Raw genomic sequence first — 14,946 nt, 5'->3', positions numbered from 1 at the left:
TCGCGACGTGGTGCCCTAGTCTCTGGCCATGCTCATTCTCGGCCTGATCCTCTTCGGCATGCTCATCGGTGCGGCGGCGCAGCTCATCCTCGGCAGGGAGGGCAAGAGCATCGACTGGACGATGGCTATCGTCGCGGGCCTCGTCGGCTCGTTCATCGGCGGCCTGCTGTTCAGCCTGCTCGCGGGCGACGGCCTCGAGATCCACCCGAGCGGCATCATCGGATCCATCGTCGGCGCGATCATCGTGACCGCGATCTGGCGCTGGAGCCGGGGCCGCAAGGCCGCCTGAAACCCCAGCGCCGCGGGGCGCGCCCCGACATGATGGCCATCAGCTGACCGGCCACGTGCAGGGGGATGACATGCGGGTGCTCTTCGACGGCCCGGTGCGGGTGCACTACGGCTTCCTCGCGTTCGAGCCCGAGGAGGCGCCCAGCTCCGGCTTCCTTCTCGAGGCGCGGGGTGGGCAGGCCAACGGACTGTGCGGTGCCGCTGTGCCCGGTTGTCTGTCGATGGTGACGGGCCTGCACACGGGTGACGTGCCGGTCCGGGTCGAGTCCCACGAGGAGGCACCGGAGCTTGGTCCGGACTGGCAGGACGTGGTCGAGGCCTCGTTCGAGGTGCTCGTCGGCGACTACGCCGTCACGGCCTTCGAGGACGTCCACCGCGTCGTGACGCCGCAGCCGGGCCGGTACCGAGCACGATGGTCGGCTTCGGGGATGGACGCGGGCCGGGCGATGGACAACCCTGGCGACGGCCAGAGTGCACCCGACCGCTACCTCCTGCAGCTGTGGCCCGGCCCGTGGCAGCCGGACGTCGTGGTGCGCCAGACGAGTGAAGCCGCGGCGTACTGGCACGAGGCCGCTGCCGATACGCAGCCGTACGAACCGTCCGAGGAGCCCGAGGACGTCGGTCCCTTCAGTCTTCGCCCGATGACGCCCGAGGAGGAGCAGGCGGGCCGCGACGAGGACGAGCTGGAGGACTGGAACGGGCGCCTCCCCTCCGACGAGGTCCGCGCCTGGGACTGGCCCGCCGTGCAGCTGGGCAGGTCCGATCGGCTGCTGGTGGACGAGATCGTGGAGCTGCCTGCGGAGCGGCAACGTCACCTCGCGACCTGGGCGGCAACCCGTGCGTGCGAGCTCGCGGGAGTCCGTGACCACCCGTGGGTGGGCGAGGCGCTCGACCGCATCGCGCGGGGGCTGCCGGCACCGGAGCGCTGGCAGGACTGGTCGACGATGTGGGCGGCCTTCGACCGGCACCCCGCGGAAGCCTCCGAGCGGGTCGCCGTCCTGGTGATCGGCGGCGGCGCCGAGCCCGATCTCTCGCTCGACCCGCGCGCCGCGGCGATCAGCACGGTCCAGGCGGCCGGGCACGGCGACTCCGCACAGGCCGCGGCCGGCGCCGCCGAGTGCCTCGCCAGTGGCGCCGTCGACCGGAGGCTGTGCTTCGCCGAGGTCCGCGAGGCGATGCGCGGGTTGCGCTAGCTGTCGGCAGGCTCGTGCCGCAGCAGGTCCGCGGGCTGGCAGTCGAGCGCCTCGCAGAGCGCCTCGAGGGTGCTGAACCGCACGGCCTTCGCCCGACCGTTCTTGAGCACCGCGAGGTTGGCGGGCGTGATGCCGATGCGCTCCGCGAGCTCGCCCACGGACATCCGCCGGCGCGCGAGCATGACGTCGATGTCGACGACGATCGGCATCAGATGACCTCGTCGAGCTCGGCCCGCAGCGTGGTGGCCGTGGTGTCGAGCGCGACCGCCTTGACCAGCAGGGCCCGCAGCACGACGACGAGCAGGGCGATCCCCGCCGTGCCGACGCCACCCGTGACCACCAGCAGCACGAGCCCCGGTGCGACCGTCTCGCCCGGCGCCAGCACGAACGACAGCACCACCGCCAGCAGCGTCGCGGCCACGGCAGCACCGATCACGACGTCGACGTAGCGGAATGCAGCCGAGCTGAACACGGTGTCCCGGTCGACCATCGTCAGCAGCCGCCAGATGCACACGAGCGCGACCTCGACGGTGAGGACCCCGAGGATGCCGAGGACGACGACCGCCCAGCGCAGGAAGGTCAGGTCGGGGTGCTCCTCGGCGATGTCGACGCCGAGCAGCGGCAGGATCATCACCTGGACGAGGACGAGGCCGACGAGCAGCAGCGCGATGAGTCCGCGCAGAACGAGGACGGTGGCGTGACGCATGGGCGCTCCTATCTATCGAGAAACGATAGAAAAGTATCGCCCGACGATAGATCCGGCAACCTTCGTCACGGCGTGAGGGTCAGCGGCAGGTCGAGTGCGGCGACGTGGTGGGCGCCCACGAACGCGTTGATCTCGGCGATGCGGCCGTCGACGACCCGCAGGACGTCGACGACGAGCGCGTCGTAGGCATCGGGCCCGCGCAGGTAGTTCGCCAGGGCGGGCCGGCCGTTCGCGCGGGTGGGCACCGTCCGCCAGTCCAGCGGCCGCGCGAGGAACTCCGCGACGGCGCCGAGCCCGACGACGGCCTCGTCGGGCGGCATGGTGATCCGCACGTCGTCGGCCAGGAGCAGCGCGAGGGCCCCGGCGTCCGAGGCCGTGGCGTAGCGGCGCAGGATCTCCTCGTCGGCGGCGGTGAGCGCGGGGCGGCGCCAGTCCTGCGGGTCGGCGGGCGCGTGCTGCCGGACGGTGGCCCGGGCGCGCTGGACCAGGCTGTTCGCGGTGGCGACGGACGCGTCGAGCACCGCGGCGATCTCCGCCGGCGTCCACCCGTTGACGTCGCGCAGGACGAAGGCGGCGCGCTGCCGCGGCGGCAGGTGCATGAGCGCCGCGATCAGCGCGAGCTCCACGACCTCGTCGGCCGCGACCCTTTCATCCAGCGTGGGGTACGGGCCGATCGTCGTGCTTGTCTCGAGGACGTCGCCCACGGGCACCGTGCGCCGAGCCGCCGACTTCTGGGAGTCGAGGAAGACGTTGGTGGCGATCCGGTAGAGCCAGGTGCGCACCGATGCCCGGCCCTCGAAGCGGTCGCGGGCCCGCCAGGCGCGCAGGAAGGTCTCCTGCACGAGGTCGTCGGCGTCGGCGACGTTGCCGGTCAGCCGGTAGCCGTGGGCGCGCAGCTCGCGCTGGTGGTCGGCGAGGTGCTCGTCGAAGGCGGCCATCGCAGCACCCTAGCCACGGCCACACCGATGACGATCGGGCGCTGCCTCGTCGGTACCGGGGAGACCGCACGCACGAAGGAGCCCCGATGAACGTCCCCGAGATCGTCGACCGCGAGACCTGGCTGGCGGACCGCAACGCCCTGCTCGTCCGGGAGAAGGCGCACACCCGCGCCGGCGACGCGCTGGCCGCCGCCCGCCGCCGGCTGCCGATGGTAAAGGTCGACGCGAGCGTCCGTCTCGTCGGCGCGCACGGCCCGACAGCGCTGGCCGACATGTTCGAGGGCCGCGACCAGCTCCTGGTCTGCCGGCACATGTGGCACCGCGGCGAGGGCTTCGAGGGCCAGTGCCGCGGCTGCACCGCGACGGTCTGGAACTTCCAGGACGCCACGTACCTCGAGGCGCGCGGCGTCACGTTCGCGGTCTGGTGCGAGGGACCCTACGACGAGTTCGCGCCGTTCCGGGAGTTCATGGGCTACTCCGCGCCCTGGTACTCGCTCGACGGGATCGACTCGCCCGGCATCTCCGACGGCTGGCTGAGCGCCTACCTGCGGGTCGGCGACCGCATCTTCCTGACCTACGACACCGACGGCCGCGGGTGCGAGGCGATGATGCCCGCGCTGCAGCTGCTGGACATGACCGTGTACGGACGGCAGGAGGAGTGGGAGGACTCGCCCGAGGGGTGGCCGCAGGACCCGACGCAGAGCTGGTTCCGGCGTGCCGGCCGGCCCATCCCCCAGTGGACCCGGCCCGGCGTGACACCGGTGCCGGGCCGTGAGCCGCAGCCGATCGCGATCGGGCCGCGGCCGTAGCCCCGAACGCCGGACAGCGGCCCCCGCGGTCCGCTAGTTTTCCGCTGTGCTCGGCCGACGGACGCGCCGACGACTGCCCAAGGGGGCCCCGTGGTGCGCTACCTGCCGTTCCTCATCGAGCTCGGCCTGCTCGTCTACTGCCTGATCGACTGCATCCAGACGGACTCGTCGCTCGTGCGCAACCTGCCGAAGGCCGGCTGGGTGATCCTCATCGTGGTCCTGCCTCTCGTGGGCGGGATCGCGTGGCTCGTCGCGGGACGGCCCGAGGGTGCCTCGCGCGGCCGCCAGGTCGCCTGGCCCTCGACGCAGACCGCCGGGTTCCCGGAGTACGAGCGGCCGCGGGCGTCCTCGCCCGACGACGACGCGGAGTTCCTCGCGACGATGAAGAAGTCCGACCAGGACCACGAGCAGATGCTGCGCGACTGGGAGCGTCAGCTGCGCGAGCGCGAGGCCAGGCTCGAGCCGGAGGACCCGAAGGCCTGAGCGTTCCGCCGCGCAGGTTCCGGGAGTAGGTTCCGCGCATGGACCCTTCGTCCTCGACCCGGATGCCTGGCCGGTTCGTGCCCGCGAGCGGCGGGCACGTGCCCGTGCGCGTCCGCGGTTTCCTCGACGCGTCGGCGCCGGCGCGTGCCGCGCACGCCGACCGAGGGTTCGCCGTGGTCCTGGCCCGCACCGAGCACGACGTCGTGAAGGTGCTCGACGGTGCCACGGTCCTCGGCTTCCTCCCGCCGGCCTGGTCCGAGCTCGTCGACTTCGAGCTGTGGTCGTGCGAGCAGGCCGGCGAGCCCGCGCTCGCTCGCGCGGTGCTCGAGGGGCCCGTCGGGCAGCGCGACCTGTTCGTCATGCTCGACTGGCCGCGCCGGCGGGCCTGAGACCCGCTCAGGCGCCCGCCGACGTCCGCGCAGGGTGGCCTGCCGGGTAGTACGCGCGCACCCAGTCGGGGAACTCGTGCACGAGCCGGTCGTAGAGCTCGGCGTCGGGAACCGCGTCGATGTCGTCGAGGGCGAAGAAGCCGGTGTTGTCGACCGCGCGCCCGGCCAGGTCGTCGAGCCGCGCGAGGATGCCGTAGCTCGACCGACCCAGCCCGATGAACTGCCAGAACACGGGTGCCGGGACCGCGGCGCGGATCGCTGCCTCGGTGCGACGGTTGTCGGTGACGCCGCCGTCGTGGAAGAAGAGCACCAGGGTGGGGACGTCGGGCGACTGGGTCGCGACGAAGGCCAGGACCTCGTCGATCGCGGCGGGCTCGTTGTTGGTGCCGCCCGCCTCACCGGGGCGTTTGGCCGTGTAGGTCGCGAGCCACTGCGGCAGGTCGCCGACCTGGAGGTCGTCCACCCGCACCGTGCGAGCGCCCATCAGGAACATCTGCATCTCGGCGTCGTCGTCCATCGCCGCCGCGACCGGCATGATGCGCTCCACGGCGCGCGTGAACACGCCTCGCCTGTACATGCCGGCGGTCGACCCGCTGACGTCGAGCACACCGATCACCCGGGCGCGGAGCCCCGACGCGCCGCGCTTGCGGAGGGAGACGGTGACGAGGTCCTTGCGCAGGCTGAGCGTCTCGCGCATCTCCGGGGGGAGCCTCTCGGCGCCCTTGATGAGGTTCACGGGCGAGGGTGCCGGGGATGGCTCGTCGGCCACGTCGACACCGAAGTCGCGCGCGAGGCCGGCCAGCCCGTCGGAGTAGCCCTGGCCGACGGCCCGCACCTTCCACGCGCCGTTGCGCAGGTAGAGCTCGCACAGCACGAGGGCGGTCTCGGTCGTCGAGGCGCCGGGAGCGAACGAGGCGGTCAGCGAGCCCGACGCGATGCCGATCCCCACCCCGTCGACCTGGCCGAACGTCCGGCCCTCGACCGCGGGCGAGGCGATCAGCACGACCCGCTCGGCGCCGGCGCGCAGGGCGCTGAGCTCGACCTCGAGCGTGCTCCCGGTGAGCCGCGCGCCCGGTGCCGAGGGCTGGTTGAAGAACACCATGTCGGCGTCGCCGTCGACGGTGCCGGACGCGCCGAGCACCAGCGCGGTGAGGTCCACGGCACCGCTGGCCTCCACCCGGACGCTGGACGCGGGCAGCGCGAGGTTCTGGCCGGGACTCAGGACGGTCACGTGCCGAGGGTAGGGCGGCGCGGGGCGTCGGTGGGGGACGCACGCGGCCGCACGACGACGCAGCACCCGGAGAAGGGCGGCCCGATCCTGCGCCAACCCGTCACCCGGGAAGGGTTGACGGTAGACCCGCAGGTCAGCGAGCATCGGACAATCCACTCCGAACCGCTCGACGGCTCGGTAGCTGCGGTGCAGTCGGCCGGATCGGGTTGGTGCCGTGCTCCCGGAGCGCCGCGATCTCGACCCTGTGGGAGGGTCGATCCGGCGGCTCGCACGACGGGGTGTGGGACGTGACGGGCGAGCAGGAGGCACCGCGATGGGGATTCGGGCCGGATCGACACAGGGCATGCGGCACGCCCGCCGGCGCCACGAGCGCCCCGGGATCATGCGATGGGTCTCCACCCTCGCGGCCGCCGTGCTCGTCGCAGTCCCGCTCGCCGTCATCCCCGCGACGTCGGCGTCCGCCGCGGCCTGGGGGATCCAGAAGGTCGAGCTGAGCGACGGCCCCTACGAGCCCGGCGACACCGTCCAGTGGGGCATCGAGGTCTCCTGCTCCGACCCGAACGGCGTCGCGTGCGCCAACTCGACCATCACGGACCCGATGCCGCCGGGACTCGATCTCGTGGACGTCTCGATCCAGAGCCCGGCAGGCGGGACGACGAGCGACGCCGACAACACGGCGACCGTGAACTGGCCCAGCATCCCCAACGGCACGAACGCGGAGATCATCGTCACCGCGCAGGTGGACCCCGACCTGCCGTACAGCGAGAACGGCGTCCCGATCACCAACACGGCGACCGTGACGGCCGACAACGCGTCCGCCGCGTCGGACTCCGACGACATCACGCCCGTCGTCCCGCTCGTGCTCGACTCCGACACCACGAAGTCGATCGCCCCGGCCGGTGCCATCGCCTCGCCCGGGACCCCGGCGACGGTCACGATCGGCGCCACCAACACGTCGAACGACCCGGCCGACACGCTCGTCGTCCAGGACCCGGTGGACCCGACCGCTGACCCCAACCCGTTCACGTACCTCCAGTACACGGGCACCGGCGACGTCGTCCTGCCGCCGAACGCCACCGACGTGGACGAGGAGTACTGGGACGGCGACTCGTGGGAGCCGCTCACCGACGCGACGCCGCCCGAGGACGTGCAGGGCGTGCGGTACACGTTCAGCGGTGACATCCAGCCCGGGGCGACCGCCACGATCCCGGTCCAGGTCGAGCAGTCCGACGCGGTCACGGACCTGACGGACGCGACGACGGTCACCAACGACGCCTCGTCGTACGTGACGCACGACGACGACGAGTCCACCCCGACCACGGCCGATGACACCTACGTCATCACCCCGCCGAACAACAGCGTCACCGCGTCGAAGTCCTTCGACCCGCCGACGGTGAGCGCGGGCGACCCCACGACGGTGACGATCGGGGCGACGAACGACGGCGACCCGACGACCTCGATGACCATCACCGAGCCCGCCCCGGGGACGGACAGCCCGTTCGAGGGCGACGACCCCCTGACCTTCACCGGGTTCGGCTCCGACGGCGACGGGGCCGGGGTGCAGTGGCCGGCGGACGCGGACACCGCGGTGGTGACGTTCACGTGCGCCGACGGCTCGACGCCCGAGGAGACGAGCACGACGCCCGACACCCTCCCGGACCCGCCTGCCGGGTGCGACGTCACCGGCTTCAGCATCGAGTTCACCGGCGACCTCGTCACCGGCGCGGAGGCGTCGATCCCGTTCACGGCCGACACCGACCCCGACCAGACCGTCGACGACGTGGATCACCCGAACGAGATCGCCGCCGAGATCCCGAACGCGGACGACACCGCGGACGCGACGCTGACGACCCTGACCGACCGGCTCGCGACGAACACCACCAAGAGCATCTCGCCGTCGACGATCCCGGCGCTTCCCGGCCAGACCGTCGTGGTCCAGCTCCCGAGCCAGCTGGAGCCGTTCGGCCCCGACGGCTCGACGACCGACGCGAACGACGTCGTGATCCAGGACCCGACCGACCCGGCCGACCCCGGCGAGTTCTGGTCCGACTTCACCGCGACGTCGGTCCGCTCGACCGACGTGCCCGCCGGGTCGACGCTGACCATCAGCTACTGGAACGGCACGGAGTGGGTGACCGACCCCGACTGCGGCACGTTCACCGGCCCGACGACGGTCAACTGCGACCTTCCGGCCGACGCCCAGGGCGTGCAGTTCTCCTACCACTCCGATGACGGGTTCCCGCCGGGCACGTCGTTCCAGCCCAACTTCGTCGCGGCCTACGACGGCCCGGAGGACCGCGACGACCCCATCGCGAACTGCGGTGCGTCCAGCGCGTCCGCCGGCACGGTGGCGCCGACCACCCCCGCGGAGGGCTGCGACACGGTCGACCCGTTCCCGGTGCCGACCGACCCGGGCGACCTCGACTTCCTCGACAAGACGTTCCTCCCGCCGGCCGGCCAGTCGGGCGCTCCGTACAGCGTCCGGGCGCGCACCGAGGACCAGCTCACCGCGCAGCTGACCTGGTCCACGAACGGGTTCGACGGCGTCGACCCGATGGTCCTCAGCGACATCTCCGACCCCGCGGGCACGCCGATTGCAGACTCGTTCTACGACGCGTTCGACCTCGTGCGCGTCCAGCCGATCGACGGCTCGGTCGACCCGCTCATGCAGTACGACGCGATCACGGGCGTCGAGCTCTATGTCGCCGGCGCTTGGGTGGACGCGGTGGCGGACCCGTGCAGCGTGGCCGCGCCCTGCGTCGGATCCTTCCCGGGCTACACCCTCACCGACGACGAGAGCGCCAGCGCGACGTCGGTCCGGCTCACCTACACGGCGTCGCCGAGCCGCGCCCAGTTCCCGTCCGACCCGACCGTGCCAGCCGCAGGTGACGGCGTCGCCCGGTCGACGCAGGCCGACGGTCGCCACCTGGACCTGACCTTCCAGGTGCGTGACGACAAGCGCAGCGACGGCTCCCCGGTGCTCGGCACCACCAACGGCACGATCTACAACGCCGGCGAGGCCGGGCTGGTCAACGACACCGCGAGCGCCACGGCCACGTTCCAGGGGACCGAGCGGACCGACGTGGACGGCGACGACGTCCTCATCCTCGACGAGCCGATCAACGTGGGGATCACCAAGGAGTGGACCGGCGGTCCGCTCTCGGTCCCGCCCGACGGCACCCCGGCGGGGGCGTACCCGTCGACGCACGCGATCATCACGGCGACGAACAACTCCGTCGCCCGGGTCGACACCCTGGCCATCGCCGAGCCGTCGAGCGAGAACGACGACAACGTCGTGGAACCCGACGTCGCCCCGGGGACCGCGCCGTTCGACGCCTTCACCCTCACCGCGATCGACGTCACCGTCCCCGACGGCACGGCGACGACGACCATCACGCTCACCTCCGTCGGCGGCGGCACGGCGGACTACACGGAGGCAGAGGCCGAAGCCCTCACCGCCGCCCAGCTCGCGGACGTCGTCGGCGTCGAGGCGACGTTCGACGGGCGGGTGGAGTCGCAGGCCGAGGGGGCCCTCGACCTCACCCTGCGGCTGCGCGAGTTCGACCGCTACGAGCCGACCACGCGCGTCGACGTGGCGGGCTACTCGCCCGTGCCCAACAGTGCGGGCGCCGAGGTCACCGATCCCGGCGGCACGACCGCAGACGCCCCCGTGGCCTGGGACGACGCGCAGATGGTCCTCGACGACGCCGAGATCTCCCTGGAGGAGACCAAGTCGTTCGCCCCGTCGACGATCGTCGAGCCGGGGTCCGACGCGGAGCCGAACCCGATCTCGACGCTCACGATCACCGGGCAGCCGACAGGTCCGTCGCGTGCGGTCGAGATGACCCTCACGGACGTCGACGGCAGCTTCTGGAACCAGTACGACCTCGTGGGCTTCGACGCGTCGGCACTGACCGCGCCGATCGACCAGGTCCAGGTCGACGCCTACACGGGCGGGACCTACTCCGAGGCGACGGACACCTTCACGGGCGGGACTTGGACCGAGGGCGACCCGGCGGGGACGTTCGCGCTGCCCGACGGGGTGGACGCGGCCGACGTCACGGGCCTGCGCTTCACCTTCACGCGCGCCGACGGTGCCATCTGGGAGAACCCGGCGAACCCGGTGCAGCCCGTCAACCTCGAGGTCCAGGTCCGGGACGCGTTGCGCTCCGACCCCGGCACGCCGGTGCCGAGCGACCTGACCACCAACGACCCCGCACCCGGCGAGGACGCCCCGGGCCTGGCGACCAACGACGTGACCTCGACGGTCACGGGCGCTGACCTGGTCTCCGACGGGCAGGGCGGCACGGAGCCGGTCTCGAGCGACGACGACACCTCCGCGACGATCACGTACCAGCACACCGAGAACTCGGTGGAGATCGTCAAGGACTTCAACGGCACGGTCACGGGGGGCACGGCGAACGCGGGCGCGGTGGTGCCGATGAACATCACCGTCACCAACACCGGCAACCGCCCCATCTACGACCCGGTCATCGTCGACGACCCCATGCCGAGCGACCCCGACGGGCCGCTGCTCCGGCTCGCCGATGTCGACCAGCCCTACTCCTACGCGCTGACGGGCGCCGCGCCGAGCCCGACCAACGGCCCCGCGATGCCGACCGACCCGGACGACGTCGACGTCGACCGCACCGGCAACATCTTCGGTCTCACGTTCACCTTCCCGGCCGGCACGGTCCTCGAGGTCGAACAGTCGTACACGATCACGGTTCAGGTGGAGTTCCGCGTCGGCCTGGCGTCGGGCACGGTCGTCCGCAACACCGCGGCCGTCACCGGCGACCGCCCGTGGGACGGGTGTGCCGCCCGGCTCGACGACGACACCGGTGCGTGCGAGGCGGACGCCGACATCACGCCGCTGCCGTCGGCGGTGCTGGCGCAGACCAAGGTGGTCAAGCCGACGATCGACGACGACGAGCTCGGCGTGATCACGGACCCCGACGCGCCTGACCCGAGCGTCTCCTGCACGCAGGACTCGCGGGACGTCCTGGGCTTCTACGCCTACCCGTGCACGCCGGTGATCGCTCCTGGGCACGACGAGACGTGGCAGGTCCGCGTCGAGAACGTCGGCAACCTGCCGCTGAGCAAGCTGGTCATGTACGACCGCCTGCCGGCGCCCGGTGACACGGGCTCGATCGGCGACGACCCGCGCGGCTCGCAGTGGCGGCCCATCGGCGACGCCGCGCACCCCCCGACGCTCGTGAACGCACCCGACGGCGCCACCGCCACGTTCTACTACTCCACCGTGCAGGACTACTGCATGGACGACATCGAGAACCCCTCGGACGAGCCCGTCTGCCCGACGGACGACCCGACCACGGGGTGGGTTGCGATCACCCCGGGCACCACGGAGGACGTCTACCGGGAGATGACGGCCCTCAAGGTCGTCGTGACCTTCGAGCCGGACAGCCTCTTCCAGCCGACGCAGGTCATCGCGGTCGAGGGCACGACGGCGACGCCGGCGGTCGTGCCGCCCGAGGGTGACCACTCGATCGCATGGAACTCCGCCGCGGTGAGCGGTGTGGCGCAGGGCACCCAGGGCTCGATCGACCTGCTGCCCACCGAGGGCACCAAGGTCGGCGTGGCATCCGCGAGCGGCTCGCTGCGCGTCGAGAAGCAGGTCATCGGCGACGGCGCCGAGTACGCCCCGGACGTCTTCCACCTCGAGGTGGCCTGCACGTCCGCCGTGGGGACGTTCCTCGAGACGGCCCTCGAGCCGATCCCCATCGACGTCACGCCAGGGACGCCGGTGATCGTGCCCGACCTGCCCTACGGGGCGGAGTGCACGATCACCGAGAACGCGAGCAACGGCCAGACCCAGCTGATCGTCGGCAGTAAGACGATCGGTGAGGACCCGGAGATCGTCGACCTGGTCGCCGTGAACCGGTACGACCTGGCGAGCCTCGTCGTCTCCAAGGAGGTCGTCTCCGACGCGGCGGACCAGAACGGCGACCCGATCTCCTTCGGTCCGTTCGACGTCCAGGTCCGCTGCACGTTCCTGGGCAACCCGGTCTACGCCGACGGTTACGGGCCGGACGACCCCATGGACCTGACGATCGAGGACGGCGACGAGATCACGCTGACCGGCCTGCCGGTCGGCGCGGACTGCACGGTCACCGAGACGGGCACGGGCAACGCCACCGAGGTCGACGTCACCGTGCAGGAGGGCTCGAGGGACCCCGTGCACTTCGACGGCCCCCAGGGCGACGTGACCCTCGTCGGCGACCTCGCCGGCGGCCCGCGCAACACCGCCGACCTGGTCAACACCTACGACGTCGGGGGCCTCGACCTCACGAAGGTCGTCACGGGCGACGGCGTCGAGCGGTACGGGGCCGGGCCGTTCAGGTTGAACGTGCGCTGCACCTTCGACGACGACGGCATCGGGTCCGATCCGCCCCGCGTGGTGTACGACAGCCCGGTCGTCCTGGGGGGCGCCGGACCGCTCGACGCGCAGATCCCGGACCTGCCGGTCGGCGCTCTGTGCCGCGTCACCGAGCCCGACGACGGCGGCGCCACGACCACGACGATCCGCCCGGCGGTGGTCCGCATCGGCTCGGGCGACCCCGTCGAGGTCACCGCCACCAACACGTTCGACCTCGGCGGCATCACGGTCGACAAGGTCGTGGCGGGTCAGGGCGGTGAGGACTTCGGCGCCGGCCCGTTCGAGGTCTCGGTCGCGTGCACCTACGACGGCGAGGCGATCGGCATCCCCGGCGGCGCGACCCGCCCGCTCGTGCCCGGCGAGCAGCTCGTGTACTCCGACCTGCCTGTCGGAGCGCAGTGCACCGTCGAGGAGACGGTCGACGGGGAGGCGTCGTCGACGAGCATCGCCGTCACCACCGGCGACGACGACCCGGTCGTCACCGACGGCACGTCGGCCGACGTCGTCGTCCCCCCGAACGTCGACGGCGAGGCCACCGCGGTCGCGGTGGTCGCGACGAACACCTTCGACGACGGCGCGGTCACCGTGGACAAGGTCGTGGACGGCGACGGGGCGAGCCTCTACGGGAGCGGCCCGTTCGAGGTGAGCCTCGCGTGCACGTTCGACGGGAACGACGTCGACATCCCCGACGGGGCCGAGCGCGAGCTCGTCCCCGGGACGCCCGTGACCTACGACGGGCTGCCCGTCGGGGCCGACTGCACGGTCACCGAGACTGCGACCGGCGGCGCGACGAGCACTGTGGTCTCGTCCGTCGGTGACGGGGCGGCCGGGGCGGTCGTCGTGCCCGAGGGTGACCCCGCGACCGTCACGGTCACCAACACGTTCGACGTCGGCGAGGTCCGGGTCGTCAAGACCCTCTCCGGGAACGACGCCGCGGCGCACGTCGGGGACACCTTCACGGTGACGCTGGCGTGCACGCAGGACGTGGACGGCGAGGACGTCGCCGTCGACATCCCGGGCGGCGCCACCAGGACGCTCTCGGACGACGACGACTGGGTGGCGGTCTACGAGGACGTGCCGCAGGGCGCGGACTGCGTGGTCGCCGAGACGGACGCCGGCAGCGCGGACAGCGTCGAGATCGTCGTCGCCGGCCAGAGCACCGTGACCGACCCGGACGTGGAGACTCCGCAGTCCGCCTCGTTCGCCCTGCCGGTCGGTGACGACGTGTGCGCACCGGTCGACGTGGTCAACACCTGGTCGGCGGGTGGCGGGACAGGCACGGGCGGCGGCGGGTCCTCGGCCGCGGCCGGGGATCCGGGTGCGGCGGACGGCTGTGACGACGCCGGTGGCGGCCCTGCGTCGGGAGGCATCGCCATCACCGGGATCGACGCCCTCGTGGTGCTCGGGTGGATGGCGTTGCTGACGGCGAGCGGCATCATCCTCGTGCGGCTGAGGCAGCGTGGTCGTGCCTGACGCGGCGGCGAGCGAGCGTGGCGCGAGGATCGGGGCGCGCGAGGTCGTGGTGGTCGTGCTGCTCTCGGTGACGACGATCGTCACGGCGTGGGTCGGCTTCCAGGCGAGCAAGTGGGGCGGCGCGATGTCCATCTCGTTCAGCCAGGCGTCCAGCGCCCGGATCGAGGCATCGCGCCAAGAGGGTGTCGCCAACCGCAAGCTCAACCTGCAGGCCACGCTGTTCGCCCAGTGGGCGGCCGCCTACTCGGCCGATGACGAGGAGCTCGCGGACTTCCTCCAGGACCGCTTCCCGGAGCCCTTGGCCACCGCTTTCCCTGTCTGGCTCGACTCGAAGCCCCTGCAGAACCCCGCTGCCGCCGCGTCTCCCTTCGACCTGCCCGAGTACCGCATCCCCGAGCTCGCACTGGCCCAGGCCGCGGACGCCCGGGCGGACGCGAAGTTCGCCGAAGCTCTGAAGGACAACCAGCGGGGGGACAACTACACCGTCCTGACGGTGGCCTTCGCGGCGGTGCTGTTCTTCGCGGCGATGTCGGGGCGCATGAGCTCGAGGAGGGCCGGGGACGTGCTGCTCGGGCTCGGCCTGGTGCTCTTCGTGATCGCTGCGTCGCTCCTGATCGCCTACCCGAAGCTGGTCTAGGCGCCGACCTGCCGGTCGATCGTGGAGGGATCGCCCTCGAAAGGCAGCAGCGTGCCGGGCGCGGGGAACGGGAGCACGTACGTCTGGGTGATCACGTCGACGGCGCCGAAGTCGTCGCCCTTGACGACCACCCGCTCGGGCGTGACCTCGACGATCCGCACGCGCTCGCGGGTCCCGTCCGGCAGCTCGAGCCGCCAGATGTCGGCGAGCCACCGCAGGCCGCGCTCCTCGAGGGCTTCCTCGGCCTCCAGCCAGTCGACCGTGCCGCTCGCCTCGCGGCCCAGGGCGTCGAGGGCGACGAACCCGTCGCCCTCGGGCCGGATCCAGCCGAGGCGCTCGCGGTCGCCCGGGCGGCGGTGCTCGATCCAGTCCTGCGGGGGCATCGGTCGATCGTAGGCGCAA

12 protein-coding genes are annotated in these 14,946 nt (G+C 72.1%); 7 read left to right on the top strand and 5 right to left on the bottom strand.

The genetic code is table 11. From position 1 onward, the window contains the following. Window positions 1–28: 28 nt before the first annotated feature. Window positions 29–289 carry a GlsB/YeaQ/YmgE family stress response membrane protein gene (locus EDF34_RS14065; protein WP_123372123.1) on the top strand — a complete coding sequence of 87 codons (261 nt, stop codon included), beginning with the start codon at window positions 29–31 and terminating at the stop codon, window positions 287–289. A gap of 70 nt (window positions 290–359) precedes the next feature. Beyond that, entirely contained in the window at window positions 360–1,481 is a 1,122-nt protein-coding gene (locus tag EDF34_RS14060; protein WP_123372122.1) for a hypothetical protein, read from the top strand. On the opposite strand, the gene EDF34_RS14055 is transcribed toward EDF34_RS14060, so the two are convergent. The 3 genes from EDF34_RS14055 to EDF34_RS14045 all read right to left on the bottom strand — a co-directional run bounded on the left by EDF34_RS14055 (window position 1,478) and on the right by EDF34_RS14045 (window position 3,125). Continuing rightward, window positions 1,478–1,690, bottom strand: coding sequence for a helix-turn-helix transcriptional regulator (locus EDF34_RS14055; protein ID WP_123372121.1), 213 nt, complete (start codon window positions 1,688–1,690; stop codon window positions 1,478–1,480). The genes EDF34_RS14060 and EDF34_RS14055 overlap by 4 nt on opposite strands. Next, window positions 1,690–2,187 (bottom strand): DUF2975 domain-containing protein, encoded by a 498-nt coding sequence (locus tag EDF34_RS14050; RefSeq protein WP_123372120.1) that lies wholly within the window; start codon window positions 2,185–2,187, stop codon window positions 1,690–1,692. The genes EDF34_RS14055 and EDF34_RS14050 overlap by 1 nt, the downstream gene beginning before the upstream one ends. A 65-nt stretch (window positions 2,188–2,252) precedes the next feature. Beyond that, window positions 2,253–3,125, bottom strand: coding sequence for an RNA polymerase subunit sigma-70 (locus EDF34_RS14045; protein WP_123372119.1), 873 nt, complete (start codon window positions 3,123–3,125; stop codon window positions 2,253–2,255). Between the two features lie 86 nt (window positions 3,126–3,211). Here EDF34_RS14045 and EDF34_RS14040 point away from each other — a divergent pair, with 86 nt between their 5' ends. From EDF34_RS14040 to EDF34_RS14030, 3 genes are all read left to right on the top strand, one after another. Next, window positions 3,212–3,934 carry a DUF899 family protein gene (locus EDF34_RS14040; RefSeq protein ID WP_123372118.1) on the top strand — a complete coding sequence of 241 codons (723 nt, stop codon included), beginning with the start codon at window positions 3,212–3,214 and terminating at the stop codon, window positions 3,932–3,934. A gap of 90 nt (window positions 3,935–4,024) precedes the next feature. Next, window positions 4,025–4,417 carry a PLD nuclease N-terminal domain-containing protein gene (locus EDF34_RS14035; RefSeq protein WP_123372117.1) on the top strand — a complete coding sequence of 131 codons (393 nt, stop codon included), beginning with the start codon at window positions 4,025–4,027 and terminating at the stop codon, window positions 4,415–4,417. A gap of 38 nt (window positions 4,418–4,455) precedes the next feature. Continuing rightward, window positions 4,456–4,806 carry a hypothetical protein gene (locus tag EDF34_RS14030; protein WP_148076644.1) on the top strand — a complete coding sequence of 117 codons (351 nt, stop codon included), beginning with the start codon at window positions 4,456–4,458 and terminating at the stop codon, window positions 4,804–4,806. 7 nt (window positions 4,807–4,813) lie between these two features. Here the strand turns inward: EDF34_RS14030 and EDF34_RS14025 are convergent, their stop codons facing one another. Further along, window positions 4,814–6,037, bottom strand: coding sequence for a VWA domain-containing protein (locus EDF34_RS14025; protein WP_233575398.1), 1,224 nt, complete (start codon window positions 6,035–6,037; stop codon window positions 4,814–4,816). A 343-nt stretch (window positions 6,038–6,380) separates the two neighbouring features. Between EDF34_RS14025 and EDF34_RS14020 the strand changes: the two genes are divergently transcribed. Both EDF34_RS14020 and EDF34_RS14015 read left to right on the top strand, forming a co-directional pair. Further along, window positions 6,381–13,907 (top strand): DUF5979 domain-containing protein, encoded by a 7,527-nt coding sequence (locus EDF34_RS14020; protein ID WP_123372114.1) that lies wholly within the window; start codon window positions 6,381–6,383, stop codon window positions 13,905–13,907. Beyond that, window positions 13,900–14,544: a hypothetical protein gene (locus EDF34_RS14015; protein ID WP_148076642.1), complete on the top strand. Its 645-nt coding sequence runs from the start codon at window positions 13,900–13,902 to the stop codon at window positions 14,542–14,544. Before EDF34_RS14020 ends, EDF34_RS14015 begins: the two co-directional genes overlap by 8 nt. Here EDF34_RS14015 and EDF34_RS14010 read toward each other — a convergent pair. Next, complete coding sequence (locus EDF34_RS14010; RefSeq protein WP_123372112.1) at window positions 14,541–14,927, bottom strand: hypothetical protein; 387 nt, start codon at window positions 14,925–14,927, stop codon at window positions 14,541–14,543. The genes EDF34_RS14015 and EDF34_RS14010 overlap by 4 nt on opposite strands. Window positions 14,928–14,946 lie beyond the last annotated feature (19 nt).

Source organism: Cellulomonas sp. PhB150 (genome assembly GCF_003755175.1).
In the GTDB taxonomy this organism is placed as follows: Bacteria; Actinomycetota; Actinomycetes; order Actinomycetales; family Cellulomonadaceae; genus Cellulomonas.
This window is presented reverse-complemented; position numbering and strand designations above follow the sequence as displayed.

What these genes read in the sequence shown, in the direction of transcription:
- EDF34_RS14065 (WP_123372123.1), top strand. Translation starts at nt 29, where the DNA reads ATGCTCATTCTCGGCCTGATCCTCTTCGGCATGCTCATCGGTGCGGCG.
- EDF34_RS14060 (WP_123372122.1), top strand. Translation starts at nt 360, where the DNA reads ATGCGGGTGCTCTTCGACGGCCCGGTGCGGGTGCACTACGGCTTCCTC.
- EDF34_RS14055 (WP_123372121.1), bottom strand. Translation starts at nt 1,690, where the DNA reads ATGCCGATCGTCGTCGACATCGACGTCATGCTCGCGCGCCGGCGGATG.
- EDF34_RS14050 (WP_123372120.1), bottom strand. Translation starts at nt 2,187, where the DNA reads ATGCGTCACGCCACCGTCCTCGTTCTGCGCGGACTCATCGCGCTGCTG.
- EDF34_RS14045 (WP_123372119.1), bottom strand. Translation starts at nt 3,125, where the DNA reads ATGGCCGCCTTCGACGAGCACCTCGCCGACCACCAGCGCGAGCTGCGC.
- EDF34_RS14040 (WP_123372118.1), top strand. Translation starts at nt 3,212, where the DNA reads ATGAACGTCCCCGAGATCGTCGACCGCGAGACCTGGCTGGCGGACCGC.
- EDF34_RS14030 (WP_148076644.1), top strand. Translation starts at nt 4,456, where the DNA reads ATGGACCCTTCGTCCTCGACCCGGATGCCTGGCCGGTTCGTGCCCGCG.
- EDF34_RS14020 (WP_123372114.1), top strand. Translation starts at nt 6,381, where the DNA reads ATGCGGCACGCCCGCCGGCGCCACGAGCGCCCCGGGATCATGCGATGG.
- EDF34_RS14010 (WP_123372112.1), bottom strand. Translation starts at nt 14,927, where the DNA reads ATGCCCCCGCAGGACTGGATCGAGCACCGCCGCCCGGGCGACCGCGAG.